Source organism: Psychrobacter sp. TB15 (assembly GCF_000511655.1).
Lineage (GTDB): Bacteria > Pseudomonadota > Gammaproteobacteria > Pseudomonadales > Moraxellaceae > Psychrobacter > Psychrobacter submarinus.
In genome coordinates, this window is sequence record NZ_AYXN01000041.1 from 146,689 (window position 1) to 162,792 (window position 16,104).

Here is a 16,104-nt window from a genome sequence, read left to right on the forward strand (position 1 = left end):
CCTTATGATTATCTAAAAAGCAGTTTCGGTATTAGTAAATAATTGCACGATACATATTCGTATGAAAAAGTTGTATATACAAATTATCAATAATTGAATCGGCTTGCAAGTACTTTTTATCATTATTGACTCTGTCAAAATCGTATAATGATGGTTATAGTAAGGCTCATAATCTCATAAGAATGTTTTCTCAGTGCAGGCTGATGCCCTGTAACGACAGGGCGAAGCAATAGGTATAATTGAAATGACTACCAAAAATAGTAAAAAAAGCCCGGCGTATCAGCGTATTAAGACAGCAATTCTGCATAACATTCATAGCGGTAAATGGCAGGCAGGAGAGGCGATATCGACCGAGATGGCGCTAGCAGAAGAGTTTGGGGTGTCGCGTATGACGGTCAACCGGGCGTTAAAAGAGCTCAGTGAAGAGCGGGTATTAGAGCGCCGCCAAGGCTCTGGCACCTTTGTAGCGCAGCAGCAGTTTAATCATACCTTTGTCGAGGTGCGTAATATCGCCGAGGATCTAAAGTCCGCCAATCGCGATTATCAAGCGCAAGTGGTGAGCACGCGAAGTCTTACCCAAGAAAATTTAGCAAACGAGTTGCCTAAAGAAGTGTACGATAGGTTTAGCGATATCCTAGTAAAGTCTAAGCAAAGTAATAGCGCTCAGTTAGCAAAAGAGGATCTTCCAGAAGCACTAGTATACGAGGTGAAAATTATCCATTTGGCTGATGGACTACCAATACAGTTCGAAGAGCGCTGGGTTGACGCGCAGCAGTTGCCTGATTTTATAGAGCAAGATTTTAGGGTCGTGAATACTAGCGACTATCTGATTGAGCAGACTCCATTAGAGCGAGGTAGCTATACTATTCAAGCGCTAGCGGCGCCTAAAGATATCGCTCAAGCTCTACAAATAGCGCCTAATTCGCCAACTTTAATGCTCCAGCGCCAGACTTATTCAGCGGGTAAGGTGCTAACGGTGGTAAAGATGTGGCATGCCGGCGAGCGCTATCAGTTTGCAGGGGAGCTATGATTAGTGATGATTGTTATTTTAGTCCGTCATCAAACGCTTATCGCTATTATCAAGTTTAAAGAGGCTAAGCTAAAAAAAGCATACAATTGACGTACTATAATATCTGCGCTGTTGTTGACATAAGCTACTAGGGCGTGTCCCTAATTCAAGCGTTTATGACTAAATGGGCTAAAAATGGCTAAATCTTTGGCAAACGGTGTCAAATAGCTGGTCAATATCTTGATATTACCTTCGCTATTTTCCTTGTTTGCCTGCGATTTATCTCATTTTCATCACCATTTTTGAAATAGGGACACGCCCTAATATGAATTGGCGTATTAAATTCAAACCATAAAAAGAGAGTAACAATGTCGAATCAAGGTGAGATGAATTACGAAGTTATTGATAATAAAGACAAAAAACGTTTTGAAATTCATATCGATGATCAAATCGCTTTAGAGGATTACGAATTCTTTACCACCTCTCAAAGCGAGAAGGGTATTAAGTATAAGCATACTGAAGTGCCTGATGCGCTTGGCGGCCAAGGTATCGCAGGCTACTTAGTCAAATATATCTTAGACGATGCAGCGGCCAAAGGTTTACGGGTCAAACCCACTTGTCCTTATGTAAAGTCCTATATCGACAAGCATCCAGAATACCAAGCCGATTCGGTATTTCATGACGCAACAGCTTAAGGTATTAAGCTAAGGTATCAAGGTACTAACTTAAGCTGCTAAGCCGATATAGATAGTACGATAGTAATAGCCAACAAAGAAGCCATGACGAATCATGGCTTCTTTTCTTGTTGCAATCATAAAAGCGGTCAAAAATAGCGCTTCTGCGAGTAATAAATGGCTGAGTACCCGCTGTTGCTGCTTGCTCCTATCGATATATACCTTTGTAATAACGACCGTTAAGATAAACAGTGGCACCGATGCCAGCTTAATCCACAAGCCATCTTCCCTTTTAACCAAACCCTAGATACGCCCATAGACTCCATATAGTCGGCCGTACCTGCATATCCTGTAATCTTCGAAAACCCTAAAAAAATAAAAACCATTGATATGAATAAACGGTTAATCGGTGCACTTAATTCTTGTAATTTATCGATAGTGCTTCTTCAAAATTAGTTTATAAGTTAAGACTTTATAAGTAAAACGCTTGTCATAAGCTGCATAATGGCGCTATTATATTTTTTAACAAAAAAGTAATAAACCATATTAATTACAAATATGAGTTCTTTATATAAGAACAATACTAATGTTAAAAGTATGGTTAAATATCTAAATCATGTAACTAGCTCACCTAACTTATACCAGTATGAGAGCTTGACCTAAATCTTTTATAGTCCAAGCGCTTTATACCAAGCTTTGATGTGTTTTAAGTTATAAGTGCCAAAAGTTATGTGTGTTTATGTGTGTTGAAGATACTGAAATTACATTATTAATTGCGCTACTAATATAGTAGCTAAGCAATTAGTATAGGGCTTATATAGTAAGAATAAACATTTGACAAGTGGCTTTGGTAAAACCATACAAAAAGCAACGCAATGACACATATCTTTAGCAGGTTCGGCATTTATTTTTTCTAGTTTTTGCTAAAATTAGTGTCTTAATCTATTAGGCATGCTTAATAAAGCGTGCATTTACATGAATGCAAATCTCTGTGCTTAGCTCGTTTCACTTAACTTAACTGCACTTAACTGATTTGTATTTAAACGGTTTGACTTAATTAGTCTGTACTCAATAAAAGGATGATCCAATATGGCCTCACAATTTTTAAAACAAGCCAATCGCGCTGTCGCTATCGCCGCTGTCAGTGGTCTTGGTGTATTTAGCACAGTTGGACACGCTGCAACTTATGAGCTCGATCCCAACCACACTGCGGTACGCTTTAGCGTAGATCACTTCGGTACTTCTACCAATGCAGGCGGTTTCTACGATTTGTCAGGTATCCTTGAGTACGCGCCTGAAGCACAAAAGGGCTTCGTTGGCATTACTATTCCTATGGGCAGCTTGAGCACAGGACTCAAAGCCTTTGATAATCATCTAAAATCTGAAGATTTTTTTAATGTCAAAGAATATCCGACGGCATATTTCAAATCTACCAACTGGCAGTTTGATGGTGATAAAGTCAAAACAGTCACCGGCGATCTGACCTTACTAGGGGAGACGCATCCGGTAACTTTGACAGCCACTAAGTTCAATTGCTACAACAGCCCAGCATTAGGCGTCGAGGCTTGTGGTGGTGATTTTGAAACCACTATCGACAGAACCAAATGGGGTATCGATACCTACACAGACGGCGGTGTCATGAAAAACGTCAAGCTAGTGGTGCAGGTTGAGGGTAGCAAAAAAGCTGATCTCAAATAGCCGCTTTTAAGTGCTAACTTAGTTTGTCAGCTAACTTTTGATTGAGTAAGGGAGGTTCTCTAGATAGAATCTCCCTTACTTTTTTGAAATAAACCATAATAAGGCGGTTAACATGGGACAGTTTGAAGACATGTCGATGTTTGTACGTGTTGTCGAAGCAGGTAGTATCACCAAAGCCGCTGAGCAATTAAATATCGCTAAGTCAGCGGTAAGTCGGCGCCTAAAAGATTTAGAGACGCGCTTAGGTAATCAGCTTATCAGCCGAACCACGCGTCAATCTAATCTGACTGAGGCTGGCGAGCAGTACTATCAGCGAGCGTGCAGTATATTGAACGAAGTTGACGCGCTCAACGAGCAGACCAGCGGCTCGCCTACGCGTATCGAAGGTACACTGAAGATGACCGCGCCGTTAACTTTTGGTTTGATGCATCTTAGCGGTGTGATTGATGATTTTGCCAATCAGCATCCCGGCTTGAGCTTTGAGCTGGACTTCTCTGATCGTCATGTAGATCTGGTCGAAGAGGGCTTTGAGTTGGCCATTCGTATTAGAGAATTGCAAGACTCTACACATCAAGCCAAGCGTTTAGCGCTGATTCGTTACGCTCTGTGCGCGAGTCCTGATTATCTAAAAAAAATGGGCACGCCAACAACTTTAGAAGATCTCAAGGAGCATCAGTTTTTGCAGTATGGCCTTGGCAAAGATAGCAGCATAGCGCTAACGGACGCCGAAGGTAAAACGCATACAGTCGCTACTCAATCAAAAATAAAAGCCAATAACGGCGACTTTTTACTCGATATGGCAGTAAAGGGTCAAGGTATTGCTTTTTTGCCTACTTTTATTACCTATAAGACCTTGGCAAGCGGTGATTTGGTATCTTTGCTTGAGGACTATCAACTGCCGACCTTAAATGCTTATGCTGTCTATCCAAAAAATCGATTTTTGTCGCAGCGCTGCCGCTACTTAATTGACTTTATTGCTGAGCGTTTGGGTGATGATCCTTACTGGGATAACCCTCTATAAGTGCGGATAAGTGATAAGCAAAAGCAAGCAGACCTTAGTAGTATGTGAAAGCGGGTATAAAGCGTAAACCATTGCTGCTAGTATTATTTTAGGGGCTGTAGTAGATAAGGATTAAATATCACACCATTTTCTCAAGGTTTTCAGCTGATTAGATGGTGAGCCATAGTTAAACCTAAACTCGCACTCTTTTAAAAATAAATGGAAATGCTTCTTATCAATCCCATTATACTTTCTGAGTGGTCGTTTAGACTGATTCCAAAAGTTCTCAATGCCATTGATGTGATTGTTTTTACCACAAGTAAACTCTTTAGAGTGACTGACTCTAAAGAGTTTAAACTCGCTCACATCTAATGCATTATAACTTCGATAGCTATCCGTATAAACAAAGCTGTCAGGCTTGATTTTACGCTTGATGACAGGCATTAGGGTGGTTTGTTTGGTGTCTGCTACGACAATGGTATAAACCTTACCATTTCGTTTTAGGATACCAAATACAGCGGTTTTACCAGCAGCCCCGCGACCTCTTTTACCTTTGCGTACACCGCCAAAATAACTTTCATCTAATTCGACCTTACCATCAAAAAGTTCATCAGCTTCTAATGAGAGATGGTAATCTATCACAAGTCTTATTTTATGATAAAAAAGTGCAGCAGTATTAGGCTGAATATCAAGCAAATCTGCGGCTGTTCTAGCAGTCACTTCAGCTGTGAAAAACTCTAACAGTCGTCTCTGTACTTTTTTACTGAGTTTACAACGGGTTATCTTCATAAAAGTAGTCTAGCATAGTGCTTATCTACTATAGCCCCCAGATTTTTATAATGAACCTTATAGCTACTTTATGGTTTAGAGCAATAAAAGGGGAGGGTAATGGCAGTCAAAGCACCCATTAAAATCGGTGAGCTTGCTCGGCGCACAGGGGCGACGGTTGAGACCATTCGTTATTATGAAAAAGAGCAGTTATTGCCGGAGCCTTTTCGTAGCCAAGGCAATTATCGGTTATATCGTGAAGAGCACATCGAGCGCCTGCAGTTTATATTGCACTGTCGTACGCTTGATATGAGTTTGGATGAAGTGCGCGTGTTACTGCAGTACTGGGATACTCCAGATAAAAACTGCGGAGAGGTCAATGAGTTATTAGAGGAGCATATTGAAACCGTAGAGACACGCATGCAAGAATTGCGGCAATTAAAGCAGCACTTAATACAGCTGCGCCAAAAGTGTACAACAGAGGCACCTGCTGAATCGTGCGGGATACTACACGCGCTTGCGGATGACTCTTGTCATGATTAGTCGAATATTCTAATGATTAATAACGGTATGCAAGTTATTACCTAAGCACTGCCACCGCATGGAAAAGTTTCATGCTAAAATCGCCAGTCATTATTTCTCAGTAGCTAGTACCCAAGTAGTTGACCCCGCGTACCTCGATATCAGATTTATAGGAAGCTGTCATGATCGTTTGGCAAAAACCGAATGCCTTTAGAATACTCTTCACCTTACGCGGTTCTGTCATTCCTCATATCTATCTGCAAGTTTTACTGATTACTTTACTTAGCGCAGTCATCTCAGCCGTCCAGCACTGGATTCCAGGCTCCTTTCCCTCTTATGGTGCTGCGCCTTTTACCTTACTGGGTATTGCTTTATCTTTGTTTCTCGGCTTTCGGAATAATGCCAGCTACCAGCGCTGGTGGGAGGGACGCTGCTTATGGGGTCAGTTGGTATACGATGCTCGTAGCTTTACTCGGCAGGTACTATCCTTTATAGACGACGACACTGATAGTGGACAGCGCGCGCAGCGCTCTATGGTGCAGCTGACGATTGCTTTTACTCACGCCCTCAGGCACAGACTTCGTAATACTTGCCCTTGGGAGGATGTTGAGCGTTTTGTAGCGCCGGAGCATCACGCCAGTATGCGTAAAGCCGGTAACCTTCCTGAATATCTCTTGCGATTAATCGGCAAAGAGCTTAGCCGTAGTCGACGTGAGCAGCTGACATCTGATCTTATGATCCAAAATATGGACGAACGCGTCACCTCGATGACTATAGTTTTGGCAGCTTGCGAGCGCATTCATAACACGCCATTGCCATTTGCTTACACCTTGCTGGTGCACCGTACCACTTACCTGTACTGCTTTATGCTGCCTTTTGGCTTGGCGACGTCTTTAGGCTGGGTCACCCCTTTAGTCTGCGGCGTCATTGCGTACACCTTTTTTGGCTTAGATGCTCTCAATGAGGAAATTACCAATCCATTTGGCGTGGATGCTAATAATTTGGCTTTGACTTCTATTTCTCGCACTATCGAGATCAATTTGCTAGAAGCTCTGGGCGAAACGGATCTGCCGCCTGAGCTTATGTCTGAGGGCGGTTATTTACAGTAGTTGGTTTGAGTGTAAGTGCTCGTTTTTCTTGATTGAACTAAAGGCTGCTCTCAATATTATACTTCATATGCAGTAGACGCGGCGCAATGTCCTCTTCAATCTTAGTACAGCTAAGTACAAAACTTGGCGCGCCGCAGTTAAAGGTGAGTAGACCCTCGGTAGGGTGCATGATAGCTGTGGCAACGGCATTGACCTCTTTTTGCCAATCACCAAATGAGAAGCAGTAGCCAAAATCCTCATAATCTTTAAACGCTTGCTCTAGGCTTGACTTGATGTTTAACCAGTCTTTATCGTACTTATGACGTATCGCATTCATCATAAAATCTTGTTCAGCAGGTGGCATGCTTGCTAAGCACGCGCGGCCCATAGCTGTTGAGTACATAGGTAGATATGAGCCAACGTTACGCCGCATCGTCGTGGCGCTAGCGCCTTGTACCACATTGAGATACACCATCATCAGCCGATCGCGGGTTGCCATAGCGACGGCGCTATCGGCATAATCTGCTAGCGCCTCCATGTAAGGCGTGACTAAGTTATTGATAGCCATGTTCGCGATCATCGTATAGCCAAAGCCTAAAACTCCAGCCGCTAGCTGATATTTGCCTTTGTTTGTCGCCTGCTTTAGATAACCAAGCTTGACTAAGGTGTAGGTCAGGCGAGTCACCGTACCTTTCGGTAGTCCCGTTAATTGGCTGAGCTCTTGATTGCCAAGCATGGGCTGCTGCGGAGTAAAACATCGGAGTAGCTCAAGCCCGCGAGCGAGCGCGGTGACGAATTGCCGATCGCTTTGATCTTTCATCTCACTTATAGGCTCTAGCAGCTCAAGAGCGCTGCTCGTAGTATTACGAATCGTCATAGGGCGTAGTATTGTAGGTAGTATTCTAGGTTAAGGTTATTCGCTCGCTTCTTTTATCATGTTGCGTGCGATAATGATTTGCTGGATTTGCGTGGTGCCTTCATAGAGACGATACAGACGCACATCACGATAAAAGCGCTCAATACCATAATCCGCAATATAGCCTGCGCCGCCATGTATCTGCACCGCACGATCTGCCACGCGGCCACACATCTCAGTGGCGAACATCTTAGCACAGGAGGACTCAGTCACCACATCTTTACCTTCATCACGCAGGCGCGAGGCATCAAGCACCATAGATTTGGCGGCATAAATCTCCGCCTTTGAGTCTGCGAGCATTGCTTGGATGAGCTGAAAACTGGCAATCGGTTGACCAAACTGTTTGCGATCCACCGCATAACGCAGCGCATCATCTAACATACGCGTGGCAGCGGCAGTACTGGCAGCCGCGATATGCAAGCGACCTTTATCCAGCACCTTCATCGCCGTTTTAAAGCCGATACCTTCGACGCCGCCGATCAAAGCACTCGCTGGCACCACGCAGTTATCAAAGATGACATCACAAGTATGGGCGCCTTTTTGCCCCATTTTTTTATCCCACTTACCTAAGGTAATACCTGGGGTATCGCTCTCAACGATAAAGGCGGAGATGCCGCCCGCGCGTTTGTTTTCAGGGTCCGTACGTGCCATGACAGTGAAAACACCGGCCTCTGGCGCGTTAGTGATATAGCGCTTGGTGCCGTTAATGACATAAGTATCGCCGTCTTTGATAGCGGTGGTTCTAAGCGACGCAGCATCCGAGCCTGCTTCAGGCTCAGTCAAACAAAACGAGCCAATGATCTCGCCGCTGGCAAGTTTGGGGAGGTACTTTTGCTTTTGCTCTTCGGTGCCGTCGATGACCAGACCTGAAGAGCCAATACCATTATTGGTACCGATAAGTGAGCGAAACGCAGGGGAGGTACGACCCATCTCAAAAGCGACAATTACTTCTTCTTCCATCGTGAGTCCAAGACCGCCGTATTCTTCTGGAATGGTCAGCCCAAATAGACCCAGCTCGCGCATTTGATCGATAATCTCTTCTGGCAGGCGATCATTTTCTGCGACCCAATCCTCCATAGGTATCAGCTGGTTATTGACAAACTGGCGCACGGTGTCGACGATGTGGTCGAGGACTTCTTGATCTCTAATCATGAGACTTCCTTGTCTGATGGGAGTAAATGTTAAACACAGTTTGGATAAGTTTGACGTTTATGACTAATAGTACGAATAACGGTTTTACATAAAGCGCTTGTATGAGCTAAATAGCATAATCTATACTAAAGCATATTACAATGATTTCAGTTATGAAAACCGCAGTGCGATATTTATGGATTATTGTTATATAGCTAATCTTAAATAAAAAGAGTATAGCTACAGTAGCGTGCTACTGCTACAAATTTTCCTTGCGTGCTGCGTTCCCAGAGGCTGCGCAAAATTCATCCCAGTAGCACTGTATTTATCTTATATTGGATTGGCTATAAAAACCTACTACTCAAGTACCTATTAAGGATAGCATCATGGAAGAGCTCATTATTACTTGTGAGACGCTAGATAATGGCGTAAGTGTGATAACCCTCAATCGCCCCAAAGTGCGCAACGCCCTAAACGCTGAGTTACGCGCACAGATGGCAGAGATTTTTATTCGATTAAACAATGACCCAAAGACCAAGGCTATTGTGCTCACTGGCGGCAATAAAGTGTTTGCCGCGGGCGCCGATATTAACGACTTTTTGACCGCAAAGACCGTCGATGTTTATTTGCGTCATAGCGAACGCTATTGGGATGCCATCACTGATTGCCGTAAGCCCATTATTGCCGCGGTCAATGGTTATGCGCTGGGCGGTGGCTGTGAGCTTGCCATGCATGCCGATATCATTGTCGCGGGCAAGTCTGCGAAGTTTGGACAACCAGAAATAAAAATAGGATTAATGCCAGGGGCAGGGGGCACGCAGCGGTTGTTTCGTGTCATAGGCAAACATAAAGCCATGAAGCTCATTTTAACGGGCGATATGATAAGCGCTGATCAGGCGGATCAAATGGGGCTAGTGTCTGAAGTGGTGGACGATGAGGCGACTATTAAGCGTGCTATCGAGATTGCTGAGCAGTTGGCAAGCTATTCGCCTATTGCTTTAACCCAAATCAAAGAAGTCGCCAACCTTGGGGTAGACATGCCACTACCCGCGGCATTGGCCTTAGAGCGTAAAGCCTTTCAGATTTTATTCGATACCGAAGATCAAAAAGAAGGCGCGAAAGCATTTTTGGAAAAGCGCGACGCCAACTACAAAGGACAGTAGTCGTTTAAGGGTTTAAGACACCGCTAAATCATATAAAGGAATATTATGACTATCACATTATCAGATATGCAATCATTAGCCATTGTTGGTACGGGTATCATGGGTATGGGCATCGCCCAAATCGCCGCGCAAGCAGGCATTAACGTATTGTTATTTGATGCCAAAGCAGGAACCGCTGAGCAAGGACGCCAATCGCTTCAAGCGACGCTTGAAAAACTTGCGGCTAAGGGGAAGTTTACTGATGAGCAATTGCAAGCGACTCTATCAAACTTAACCGTGATTGAAGATATCGCGCAAATTGCTGAAGTAGACATCGTTATCGAAGCCATTATTGAAAATTTAGAGATCAAACAGCAGTTGTTTAAGCAATTAGACAGCCTTGTTCCTACCGACACCATTTTAGCAACCAATACCTCATCGCTATCAGTGACTGCCATTGCCTCGGTTTGTCAGCATCCAGAGCGGGTAGCAGGGTTTCACTTCTTTAATCCTGTGCCGCTAATGAAAATCGTTGAGGTGATTCCGGGCATCTCTACTGACCATTGTGTTGTAGAGACACTTACCAGTTTAGCCAAACGTATGGGACATTTAGGTGTCGTGGCAAAAGATACGCCAGGGTTTATCGTCAACCATGGTGGTAGAGCTTTTGGTACAGAGGCGCTAAAAATACTAGGCGAAGGAGTCGCTAGTCTTGAGCAGATTGACCGTATTTTGCGCGATGGCGCAGGCTTTCGTATGGGACCGTTTGAGCTGATGGATCTGACAGGGGTCGATGTCTCGCATCCCGTTATGGAGTCGATTTATAATCAATATTACTTCGAGCCGCGCTACCGCCCGCATCCGTTGACGCGGCAAATGTTAGAAGGCAACAAGCTGGGTCGTAAAGTTGACGAGGGGTTTTATCAGTACATAGATGGTAAAAAGCAAGACGGTAAAAAAGCAACAGCAGATACCGCTCAAGAGTCTTTTTCTAACGCTGTGTTTGACAAAGCCGTTAATTCAGTTTGGATTGGCGCAGATTTAGCGGCAGATAAACAACAGCTGGTTGATTATCTAAACGCTAATGACATCACTATCGACGATAACAATACCCCAAACCCTAACAGTTTAATATTACTAGCAATTTATGGCGAAGATACCACCAATGCCGCTATGCGTTATCAAGTTGATCCTAAGCAAGCAGTTGCCATCGATATGCTAACGGACTTATCGAAGCATCGTACGTTGATGCCTAGTATTGTTACAGAGGACAAATTTGTCATGCAGGCTTATACTTTATTCGGTAAAAGTTTGGATGAAGGCTCAGATGGTGCTTCGCTAATTAAAGAAAGCACGGGCTTTGTGGCGCAGCGAGTGGTCGCGATGGTAATTAATTTGGGTTGTGATATGGCGCAGCAAGGCATAGCTACACCAAAGGATATCGACAATGCCGTCAAGCTTGGCTTGGGTTATCCGTTCGGTCCGATTTCGTGGGGCGATGCGCTGGGAGCCAAGCGTATTTTACTTATCTTACAGCGTATTTACGCCCTAACAGGTGATCCGCGCTATCGTCCCAGCCCTTGGCTACAGCGCCGCGCTAAGCTTAGTATTTCTCTGTTTACTCAACAAAACAACTATTTAGGTTAATGGCTTATTAATGACTTAGCGCGCCCAAGTATAGTTACGAAATCCCATATTTTAATCAAATACACTCTTAAAACACAACAAGGATAAGTGATGTTAGATGCCTATATTTATGATGGCTTAAGAAGCCCTTTTGGTCGCCATGGCGGCGCACTTGCCACCGTGCGTCCCGATAATATGATCGCGGCAGTGATAAAAGCTTTGGTTGAAAAGCACCAACTGCCCAGCGATATCTTTGATGAAGTGCTCATCGGCAATACCAACCAAGCGGGTGAAGACTCACGCAATATTGCTCGCAATGCCGCATTACTAGGGGGATTAGATGTGACAACGCCCGGTCAAACCGTCAATCGTCTATGTGCGTCAGGGCTATCTACTGTCATTGATGCCGCTCGTAGTATCACTTGTAACGAGGGGGATGTATTTTTGGCAGGTGGCGTTGAGTCCATGACCCGCGCGCCATTTGTGTTTGCCAAAACTGAGCAGCCTTTTAGTCGCGACTTTAAAGTATTTGATACCACTATTGGTAGCCGATTTCCCAATCCTGTTTTAACCAAAGCATTTGGTAGCGACAGTATGCCGCAAACGGGCGATAATGTCGCGCGCAAATACGATATCAGCCGAGAAGAAGCAGATAAATTCGCAGCCGCCTCGCAAGCGAAATATCAAGCTGCTAAACAAGCCGGGTTCTTTGACGATGAAATCACGCCCATTAGGGTATCGCAAGGTAAAAAATTACCAGACGAAGCGATAATGGAAGATGAGCATCCTCGCGCTAGCTCTACTGTGGATGCTTTGCAAAAACTGAAACCTTTGAATGAGAATGGCGTGGTCACAGCAGGCAACGCGTCGGGTATTAACGATGGCGCAGCGGCGCTAATTATTGGCTCAACGCAGGCAGAAGAAAGGTTAGGGTTTAAACCTATCGCTAAGATTTTATCCTCAGGCGCGATGGGCGTTGAGCCAAATATTATGGGCGTGGGTCCTGTTGAGGCGATTAAACTGGCACTAAAACGTGCCAATTTGACCCTTGATGATATGTCCATCATCGAGATTAACGAAGCCTTTGCCTCGCAAGTACTGGGTTGTCTAAAGGGTTTGAATATTCACTTTGATGACACCCGCGTTAATCCAAACGGCGGGGCGATTGCGGTCGGTCATCCGCTAGGTGCATCAGGTGCAAGGCTCGCGTTAAGTACGGCGCGCGAGCTACAGCGCACGGGTGGACGATATGCGGTCGTTAGCTTATGCATTGGTATCGGGCAAGGGCTGGCTATGGTCATAGAGCGGGTCTGAGCCTATAAGTCATCTCTCAAATCTCATGCAAAAGGGCCTGTTTTTTCACCTTGTTCTACTTATCTATTCTTTGATAGGTTATCAACGATATGGCCCTTATATGCTGATTTATTTTCATTTTTTTAATCGAGCTTCCACAACTAAGCTTCTTTAACCAAGCATCTTTACTTAAGACTCTTAATATAGAATTCTTAAAGCTCCAGCAATCTCATCTCAGTCTCATTTCAGTTATCTAATTTTATCTACCTATGCTGCTACCCCGCGGCTATTTACTTTTTCATAATCAGTATGAGCAATTGCGTTACTGATACAAACTATTAACTCATATTTAAACAATGGTAATTATAATTACCATTGTTTAAATATGAGTTGCAACATAATACTTGCTATTCTAGTATAAATCCCATGGCTTGATATCTGAAGACGGTATCAAAGAATTTATAAGGGTAATAAATATTACTATTTATTATTAACCTGCCATAAAAAGTTTTGCACTATCATTATTGATTTAATTATTACTAGAAAACCTTGTCAAGGAAAGACATTATGAGCATCAGAACATTTTCAGCAAAGTGGATGACCGAAGAGCACGAAATGGTGTACGACAGTGCTCTAAAAATGTTTCAAAGCTGGGAGGACAGAGACGAAGGATGGCGCGAGGCTGGCATGATCGATCGCGATGCTTGGGAAGAGGCGGGCGAGATGGGCTTTTTATGTGCCTCAATACCAGAAGCATACGGCGGCGGTGGCGGTGATTTTGGTCATGAAGCGGCTATCATTTTGGCGCAAGCGCAGGCGAACCAAGCCGGGTATGGCGGTATGGTGCATTCAGGTATTGTGGCGCCTTATATCTATAAGCTTGGCACAGAAGATCAGAAAAAGTCGATATTACCAAAAATGGCAACAGGCGACTATATCGGCGCGATTGCGATGACCGAACCGGGTACGGGTTCTGACTTACAGGCCATTAAGACTTATGCGACAAAAGACGGTGACGACTATATTATTAATGGTTCAAAAACCTTTATCACTAACGGTCAGCATGCCAATGTTGTGCTACTCGCGTGTAAAACAGATCGTGACAAAGGCGCGCAAGGCGTCTCTCTTATCCTAGTTGAGACAGACGATCTACAAGGGTTTTCGCGCGGTCGTAACCTCAAAAAGACGGGCCTTACCGGACAAGATACCTCAGAGCTATTCTTCGATAATGTCCGTGTGCCACAAAAAAACATACTCGGCGGTATGGAAGGTCTAGGCTTTATGCATATGATGCAGGAGTTGCCACAAGAGCGCCTGATTATTGCTCTGAGTGGCTGCGGCGCTATGAAACTGGCTTTAGAGCTGACCCTCGATTATGTCAAACAGCGTGAAGCTTTTGGCAAGCCGATTTGGGGTTTCCAAAATACGCGCTTTAAGCTCGCTGAGGTGCAAGCGGATTATTTAGCGGTAAAAACCTTATGCGATTCAGCAGTAGAGGCACAAATAGAAGGTAAACTTGATGCCGCGCAAGCCTCGCTCATTAAGTACTGGGTGACAGAAAAACAGTGCAAAACGATGGATGAGTGTCTGCAACTGTTTGGCGGTTATGGCTATATGTCAGAGTATCCAATCGCTCGCATGTATGCCGATGCTCGGGTACAAAAAATATACGGCGGCACTAATGAGATTATGAAAGAGCTGGCGTCACGCTTTATGTAACCATTTTTTTAAGTCACTGTTTTATTGATATTATCGCTATAGTTAATTCACTTTAAAAACGATACAGTGCGGTTGGGATGAATTTTTCGCAGCCTCTGACTGCAACGACACAGCACGCAAGTAAAATTTATAACAACTGCACGAATACATTAGCGTATCGGTTGTATTTCGAACTGAATATAGTATAAAAGCTAGAGCTGGATTTATGACAATTAAGTTCAGCCTTAGAATTAAGGCTTAGTGACAATAATTTATTTGAAGGACAGAAAAAGGGAATTTTATGACTGAGACGGCTTATATTTTTGACAGTATCCGTACGCCGCGCGGCAAGGGTAAGCAGGACGGCTCTTTGTATCAAGCATCGCCGATTTGGCTGGTGCGTGGTTTATTAAAAGAGATGCAGCAGCGTCATCATTTGGATACAAGTCTAGTCGATGATGTGGTACTCGGCTGTGTGACACCCGTTGGCGAACAAGGTTCTGATATCGCGCGTATTGCCGTGCTCGATGCCGATTGGGATCAAAGCGTTGCAGGCGTCACGCTGTCTAGATACTGCGCCTCAGGGCTTGAGTCGATCAACCTTGCCGCAGCAAAAGTCATGTCGGGTATGGAGGACATGGTCGTCGCTGGTGGCGTCGAGTCAATGAGCCGTGTGCCTATGGGTTCTGATGGCGGTGCTTGGTACATGGATCCACGGGTCAATGACGGTACTGGTTTTGTCCCACAAGGGGTGGGTGCCGATACCATAGCCACGCTCAAAGGTTTTAGTCGCAGCGATGTCGATGCGTTCGCTACCCAGTCACACCAAAGAGCTGCCAAAGCTTGGGAGCAGGGCTATTTTGATAAGTCAGTAGTACCTGTCAAAGATCTCAACGGTATGCTGCTATTAGCGAAAGATGAGACTATTCGTCCCAGTACGACGCCTGAGACGCTAGCAGGCCTAAACCCTTCTTTTGCTATGCCTGGTCAAATGGGTTTTGATAGTGTGATTTTAGATAAATACACCACTATCGAAACTGTCAATCATGTGCATCATGCGGGCAATTCCTCAGGCATCGTCGATGGTGCCGCGTTATGCCTAGTCGGCAGCGCTGCTGCAGGCAAAAAAGCCGGTCTGAAACCACGAGCCAAGATTACGATGGCCTCAGTCATAGGCTCTGAGCCTTCGATCATGCTCACAGGTCCAACCCCTGCTTGTAGAAAAGCACTCGACAAGGCGGGTATGCAAGCCTCCGATATCGATCTTTGGGAGATTAATGAAGCTTTTGCCGCTGTCCCTATGAATACAGCGGATGATCTTGGCATCTCGCTTGATATCGTCAACGTCAATGGCGGCGCTATCGCTATGGGTCATCCGCTTGGTGCTACAGGTGCGATGCTGATGACAACGGTGCTCGACGAGCTTGAGCGCCGTGATCTTAAAACCGCCATGCTTACCTTATGTGTCGGCGGTGGTATGGGTATTGCCACCATCATTGAGCGCGTATAACACTCTACCTGTTAAATAGATAGTGATAA

General features: G+C 44.6%; 15 protein-coding genes and 1 pseudogene. 11 read left to right on the forward strand and 5 right to left on the reverse strand.

Translation table 11 applies throughout. The features are described from left to right. Positions 1–244 precede the first annotated feature (244 nt). Positions 245–1,030: a UTRA domain-containing protein gene (locus W234_RS0111250; RefSeq protein WP_025646946.1), complete on the forward strand. Its 786-nt coding sequence runs from the start codon at positions 245–247 to the stop codon at positions 1,028–1,030. A gap of 347 nt (positions 1,031–1,377) precedes the next feature. After that, positions 1,378–1,704 (forward strand): GNAT family N-acetyltransferase, encoded by a 327-nt coding sequence (locus tag W234_RS0111260; RefSeq protein WP_051397508.1) that lies wholly within the window; start codon positions 1,378–1,380, stop codon positions 1,702–1,704. Between the two features lie 111 nt (positions 1,705–1,815). Here the strand turns inward: W234_RS0111260 and W234_RS14570 are convergent. Together W234_RS14570 and W234_RS14950 are read right to left on the reverse strand one after the other, a co-directional pair. After that, positions 1,816–1,983, reverse strand: a pseudogene (locus W234_RS14570) (DUF1275 domain-containing protein); the annotation flags it as partial. Next, a complete protein-coding gene (locus W234_RS14950; protein WP_413771578.1) occupies positions 1,923–2,069 on the reverse strand; it encodes a hypothetical protein in 147 nt (48 codons plus the stop codon). The gene W234_RS14950 and the pseudogene W234_RS14570, both read right to left, overlap by 61 nt. A gap of 703 nt (positions 2,070–2,772) precedes the next feature. On the opposite strand from W234_RS14950, the gene W234_RS0111270 reads away from it, so the two are divergent. Continuing rightward, positions 2,773–3,381, forward strand: coding sequence for a YceI family protein (locus tag W234_RS0111270; RefSeq protein WP_025646949.1), 609 nt, complete (start codon positions 2,773–2,775; stop codon positions 3,379–3,381). 112 nt (positions 3,382–3,493) lie between these two features. Beyond that, positions 3,494–4,402 carry a LysR family transcriptional regulator gene (locus W234_RS0111275; protein WP_025646950.1) on the forward strand — a complete coding sequence of 303 codons (909 nt, stop codon included), beginning with the start codon at positions 3,494–3,496 and terminating at the stop codon, positions 4,400–4,402. 111 nt (positions 4,403–4,513) lie between these two features. On the opposite strand, the gene W234_RS0111280 is transcribed toward W234_RS0111275, so the two are convergent. Then, a complete protein-coding gene (locus tag W234_RS0111280) occupies positions 4,514–5,170 on the reverse strand; it encodes an IS1595 family transposase (RefSeq protein ID WP_025646951.1) in 657 nt (218 codons plus the stop codon). A gap of 99 nt (positions 5,171–5,269) precedes the next feature. Between W234_RS0111280 and cadR the strand changes: the two genes are divergently transcribed. Both cadR and W234_RS0111290 read left to right on the forward strand, forming a co-directional pair. After that, entirely contained in the window at positions 5,270–5,692 is a 423-nt protein-coding gene (gene cadR, locus W234_RS0111285) for a Cd(II)/Pb(II)-responsive transcriptional regulator (RefSeq protein ID WP_037059735.1), read from the forward strand. Positions 5,693–5,853: 161 nt separating this feature from the next. Next, a complete protein-coding gene (locus tag W234_RS0111290; RefSeq protein ID WP_025646953.1) occupies positions 5,854–6,780 on the forward strand; it encodes a bestrophin family protein in 927 nt (308 codons plus the stop codon). Between the two features lie 37 nt (positions 6,781–6,817). On the opposite strand, the gene W234_RS0111295 is transcribed toward W234_RS0111290, so the two are convergent. Further along, complete coding sequence (locus W234_RS0111295; RefSeq protein WP_025646954.1) at positions 6,818–7,636, reverse strand: IclR family transcriptional regulator; 819 nt, start codon at positions 7,634–7,636, stop codon at positions 6,818–6,820. A gap of 36 nt (positions 7,637–7,672) precedes the next feature. Beyond that, the gene (locus W234_RS0111300) at positions 7,673–8,827 is read right to left on the reverse strand and encodes an acyl-CoA dehydrogenase family protein (protein WP_025646955.1); all 1,155 of its coding nucleotides are present in this window, start codon (positions 8,825–8,827) and stop codon (positions 7,673–7,675) included. 365 nt (positions 8,828–9,192) lie between these two features. Here W234_RS0111300 and W234_RS0111305 point away from each other — a divergent pair, with 365 nt between their 5' ends. From W234_RS0111305 to W234_RS0111325, 5 genes are all read left to right on the forward strand, one after another. Beyond that, positions 9,193–9,969, forward strand: coding sequence for an enoyl-CoA hydratase (locus W234_RS0111305; RefSeq protein ID WP_025646956.1), 777 nt, complete (start codon positions 9,193–9,195; stop codon positions 9,967–9,969). A gap of 45 nt (positions 9,970–10,014) precedes the next feature. Continuing rightward, positions 10,015–11,595 carry a 3-hydroxyacyl-CoA dehydrogenase gene (locus tag W234_RS0111310; RefSeq protein ID WP_037059738.1) on the forward strand — a complete coding sequence of 527 codons (1,581 nt, stop codon included), beginning with the start codon at positions 10,015–10,017 and terminating at the stop codon, positions 11,593–11,595. A gap of 90 nt (positions 11,596–11,685) precedes the next feature. Beyond that, complete coding sequence (locus W234_RS0111315; protein ID WP_025646958.1) at positions 11,686–12,888, forward strand: 3-oxoadipyl-CoA thiolase; 1,203 nt, start codon at positions 11,686–11,688, stop codon at positions 12,886–12,888. 546 nt (positions 12,889–13,434) lie between these two features. After that, a complete protein-coding gene (locus W234_RS0111320) occupies positions 13,435–14,586 on the forward strand; it encodes an acyl-CoA dehydrogenase family protein (RefSeq protein ID WP_025646959.1) in 1,152 nt (383 codons plus the stop codon). Between the two features lie 280 nt (positions 14,587–14,866). Continuing rightward, on the forward strand, positions 14,867–16,075 hold the full coding sequence (locus tag W234_RS0111325) for an acetyl-CoA C-acetyltransferase (protein WP_025646960.1): 1,209 nt from the start codon (positions 14,867–14,869) through the stop codon (positions 16,073–16,075). Positions 16,076–16,104: the final 29 nt, after the last annotated feature.

What these genes read in the sequence shown, in the direction of transcription:
- W234_RS0111250 (WP_025646946.1), top strand. Translation starts at nt 245, where the DNA reads ATGACTACCAAAAATAGTAAAAAAAGCCCGGCGTATCAGCGTATTAAG.
- W234_RS0111260 (WP_051397508.1), top strand. Translation starts at nt 1,378, where the DNA reads ATGTCGAATCAAGGTGAGATGAATTACGAAGTTATTGATAATAAAGAC.
- W234_RS14950 (WP_413771578.1), bottom strand. Translation starts at nt 2,069, where the DNA reads ATGGTTTTTATTTTTTTAGGGTTTTCGAAGATTACAGGATATGCAGGT.
- W234_RS0111270 (WP_025646949.1), top strand. Translation starts at nt 2,773, where the DNA reads ATGGCCTCACAATTTTTAAAACAAGCCAATCGCGCTGTCGCTATCGCC.
- W234_RS0111275 (WP_025646950.1), top strand. Translation starts at nt 3,494, where the DNA reads ATGGGACAGTTTGAAGACATGTCGATGTTTGTACGTGTTGTCGAAGCA.
- W234_RS0111280 (WP_025646951.1), bottom strand. Translation starts at nt 5,170, where the DNA reads ATGAAGATAACCCGTTGTAAACTCAGTAAAAAAGTACAGAGACGACTG.
- cadR (WP_037059735.1), top strand. Translation starts at nt 5,270, where the DNA reads ATGGCAGTCAAAGCACCCATTAAAATCGGTGAGCTTGCTCGGCGCACA.
- W234_RS0111290 (WP_025646953.1), top strand. Translation starts at nt 5,854, where the DNA reads ATGATCGTTTGGCAAAAACCGAATGCCTTTAGAATACTCTTCACCTTA.
- W234_RS0111295 (WP_025646954.1), bottom strand. Translation starts at nt 7,636, where the DNA reads ATGACGATTCGTAATACTACGAGCAGCGCTCTTGAGCTGCTAGAGCCT.
- W234_RS0111300 (WP_025646955.1), bottom strand. Translation starts at nt 8,827, where the DNA reads ATGATTAGAGATCAAGAAGTCCTCGACCACATCGTCGACACCGTGCGC.
- W234_RS0111305 (WP_025646956.1), top strand. Translation starts at nt 9,193, where the DNA reads ATGGAAGAGCTCATTATTACTTGTGAGACGCTAGATAATGGCGTAAGT.
- W234_RS0111310 (WP_037059738.1), top strand. Translation starts at nt 10,015, where the DNA reads ATGACTATCACATTATCAGATATGCAATCATTAGCCATTGTTGGTACG.
- W234_RS0111315 (WP_025646958.1), top strand. Translation starts at nt 11,686, where the DNA reads ATGTTAGATGCCTATATTTATGATGGCTTAAGAAGCCCTTTTGGTCGC.
- W234_RS0111320 (WP_025646959.1), top strand. Translation starts at nt 13,435, where the DNA reads ATGAGCATCAGAACATTTTCAGCAAAGTGGATGACCGAAGAGCACGAA.
- W234_RS0111325 (WP_025646960.1), top strand. Translation starts at nt 14,867, where the DNA reads ATGACTGAGACGGCTTATATTTTTGACAGTATCCGTACGCCGCGCGGC.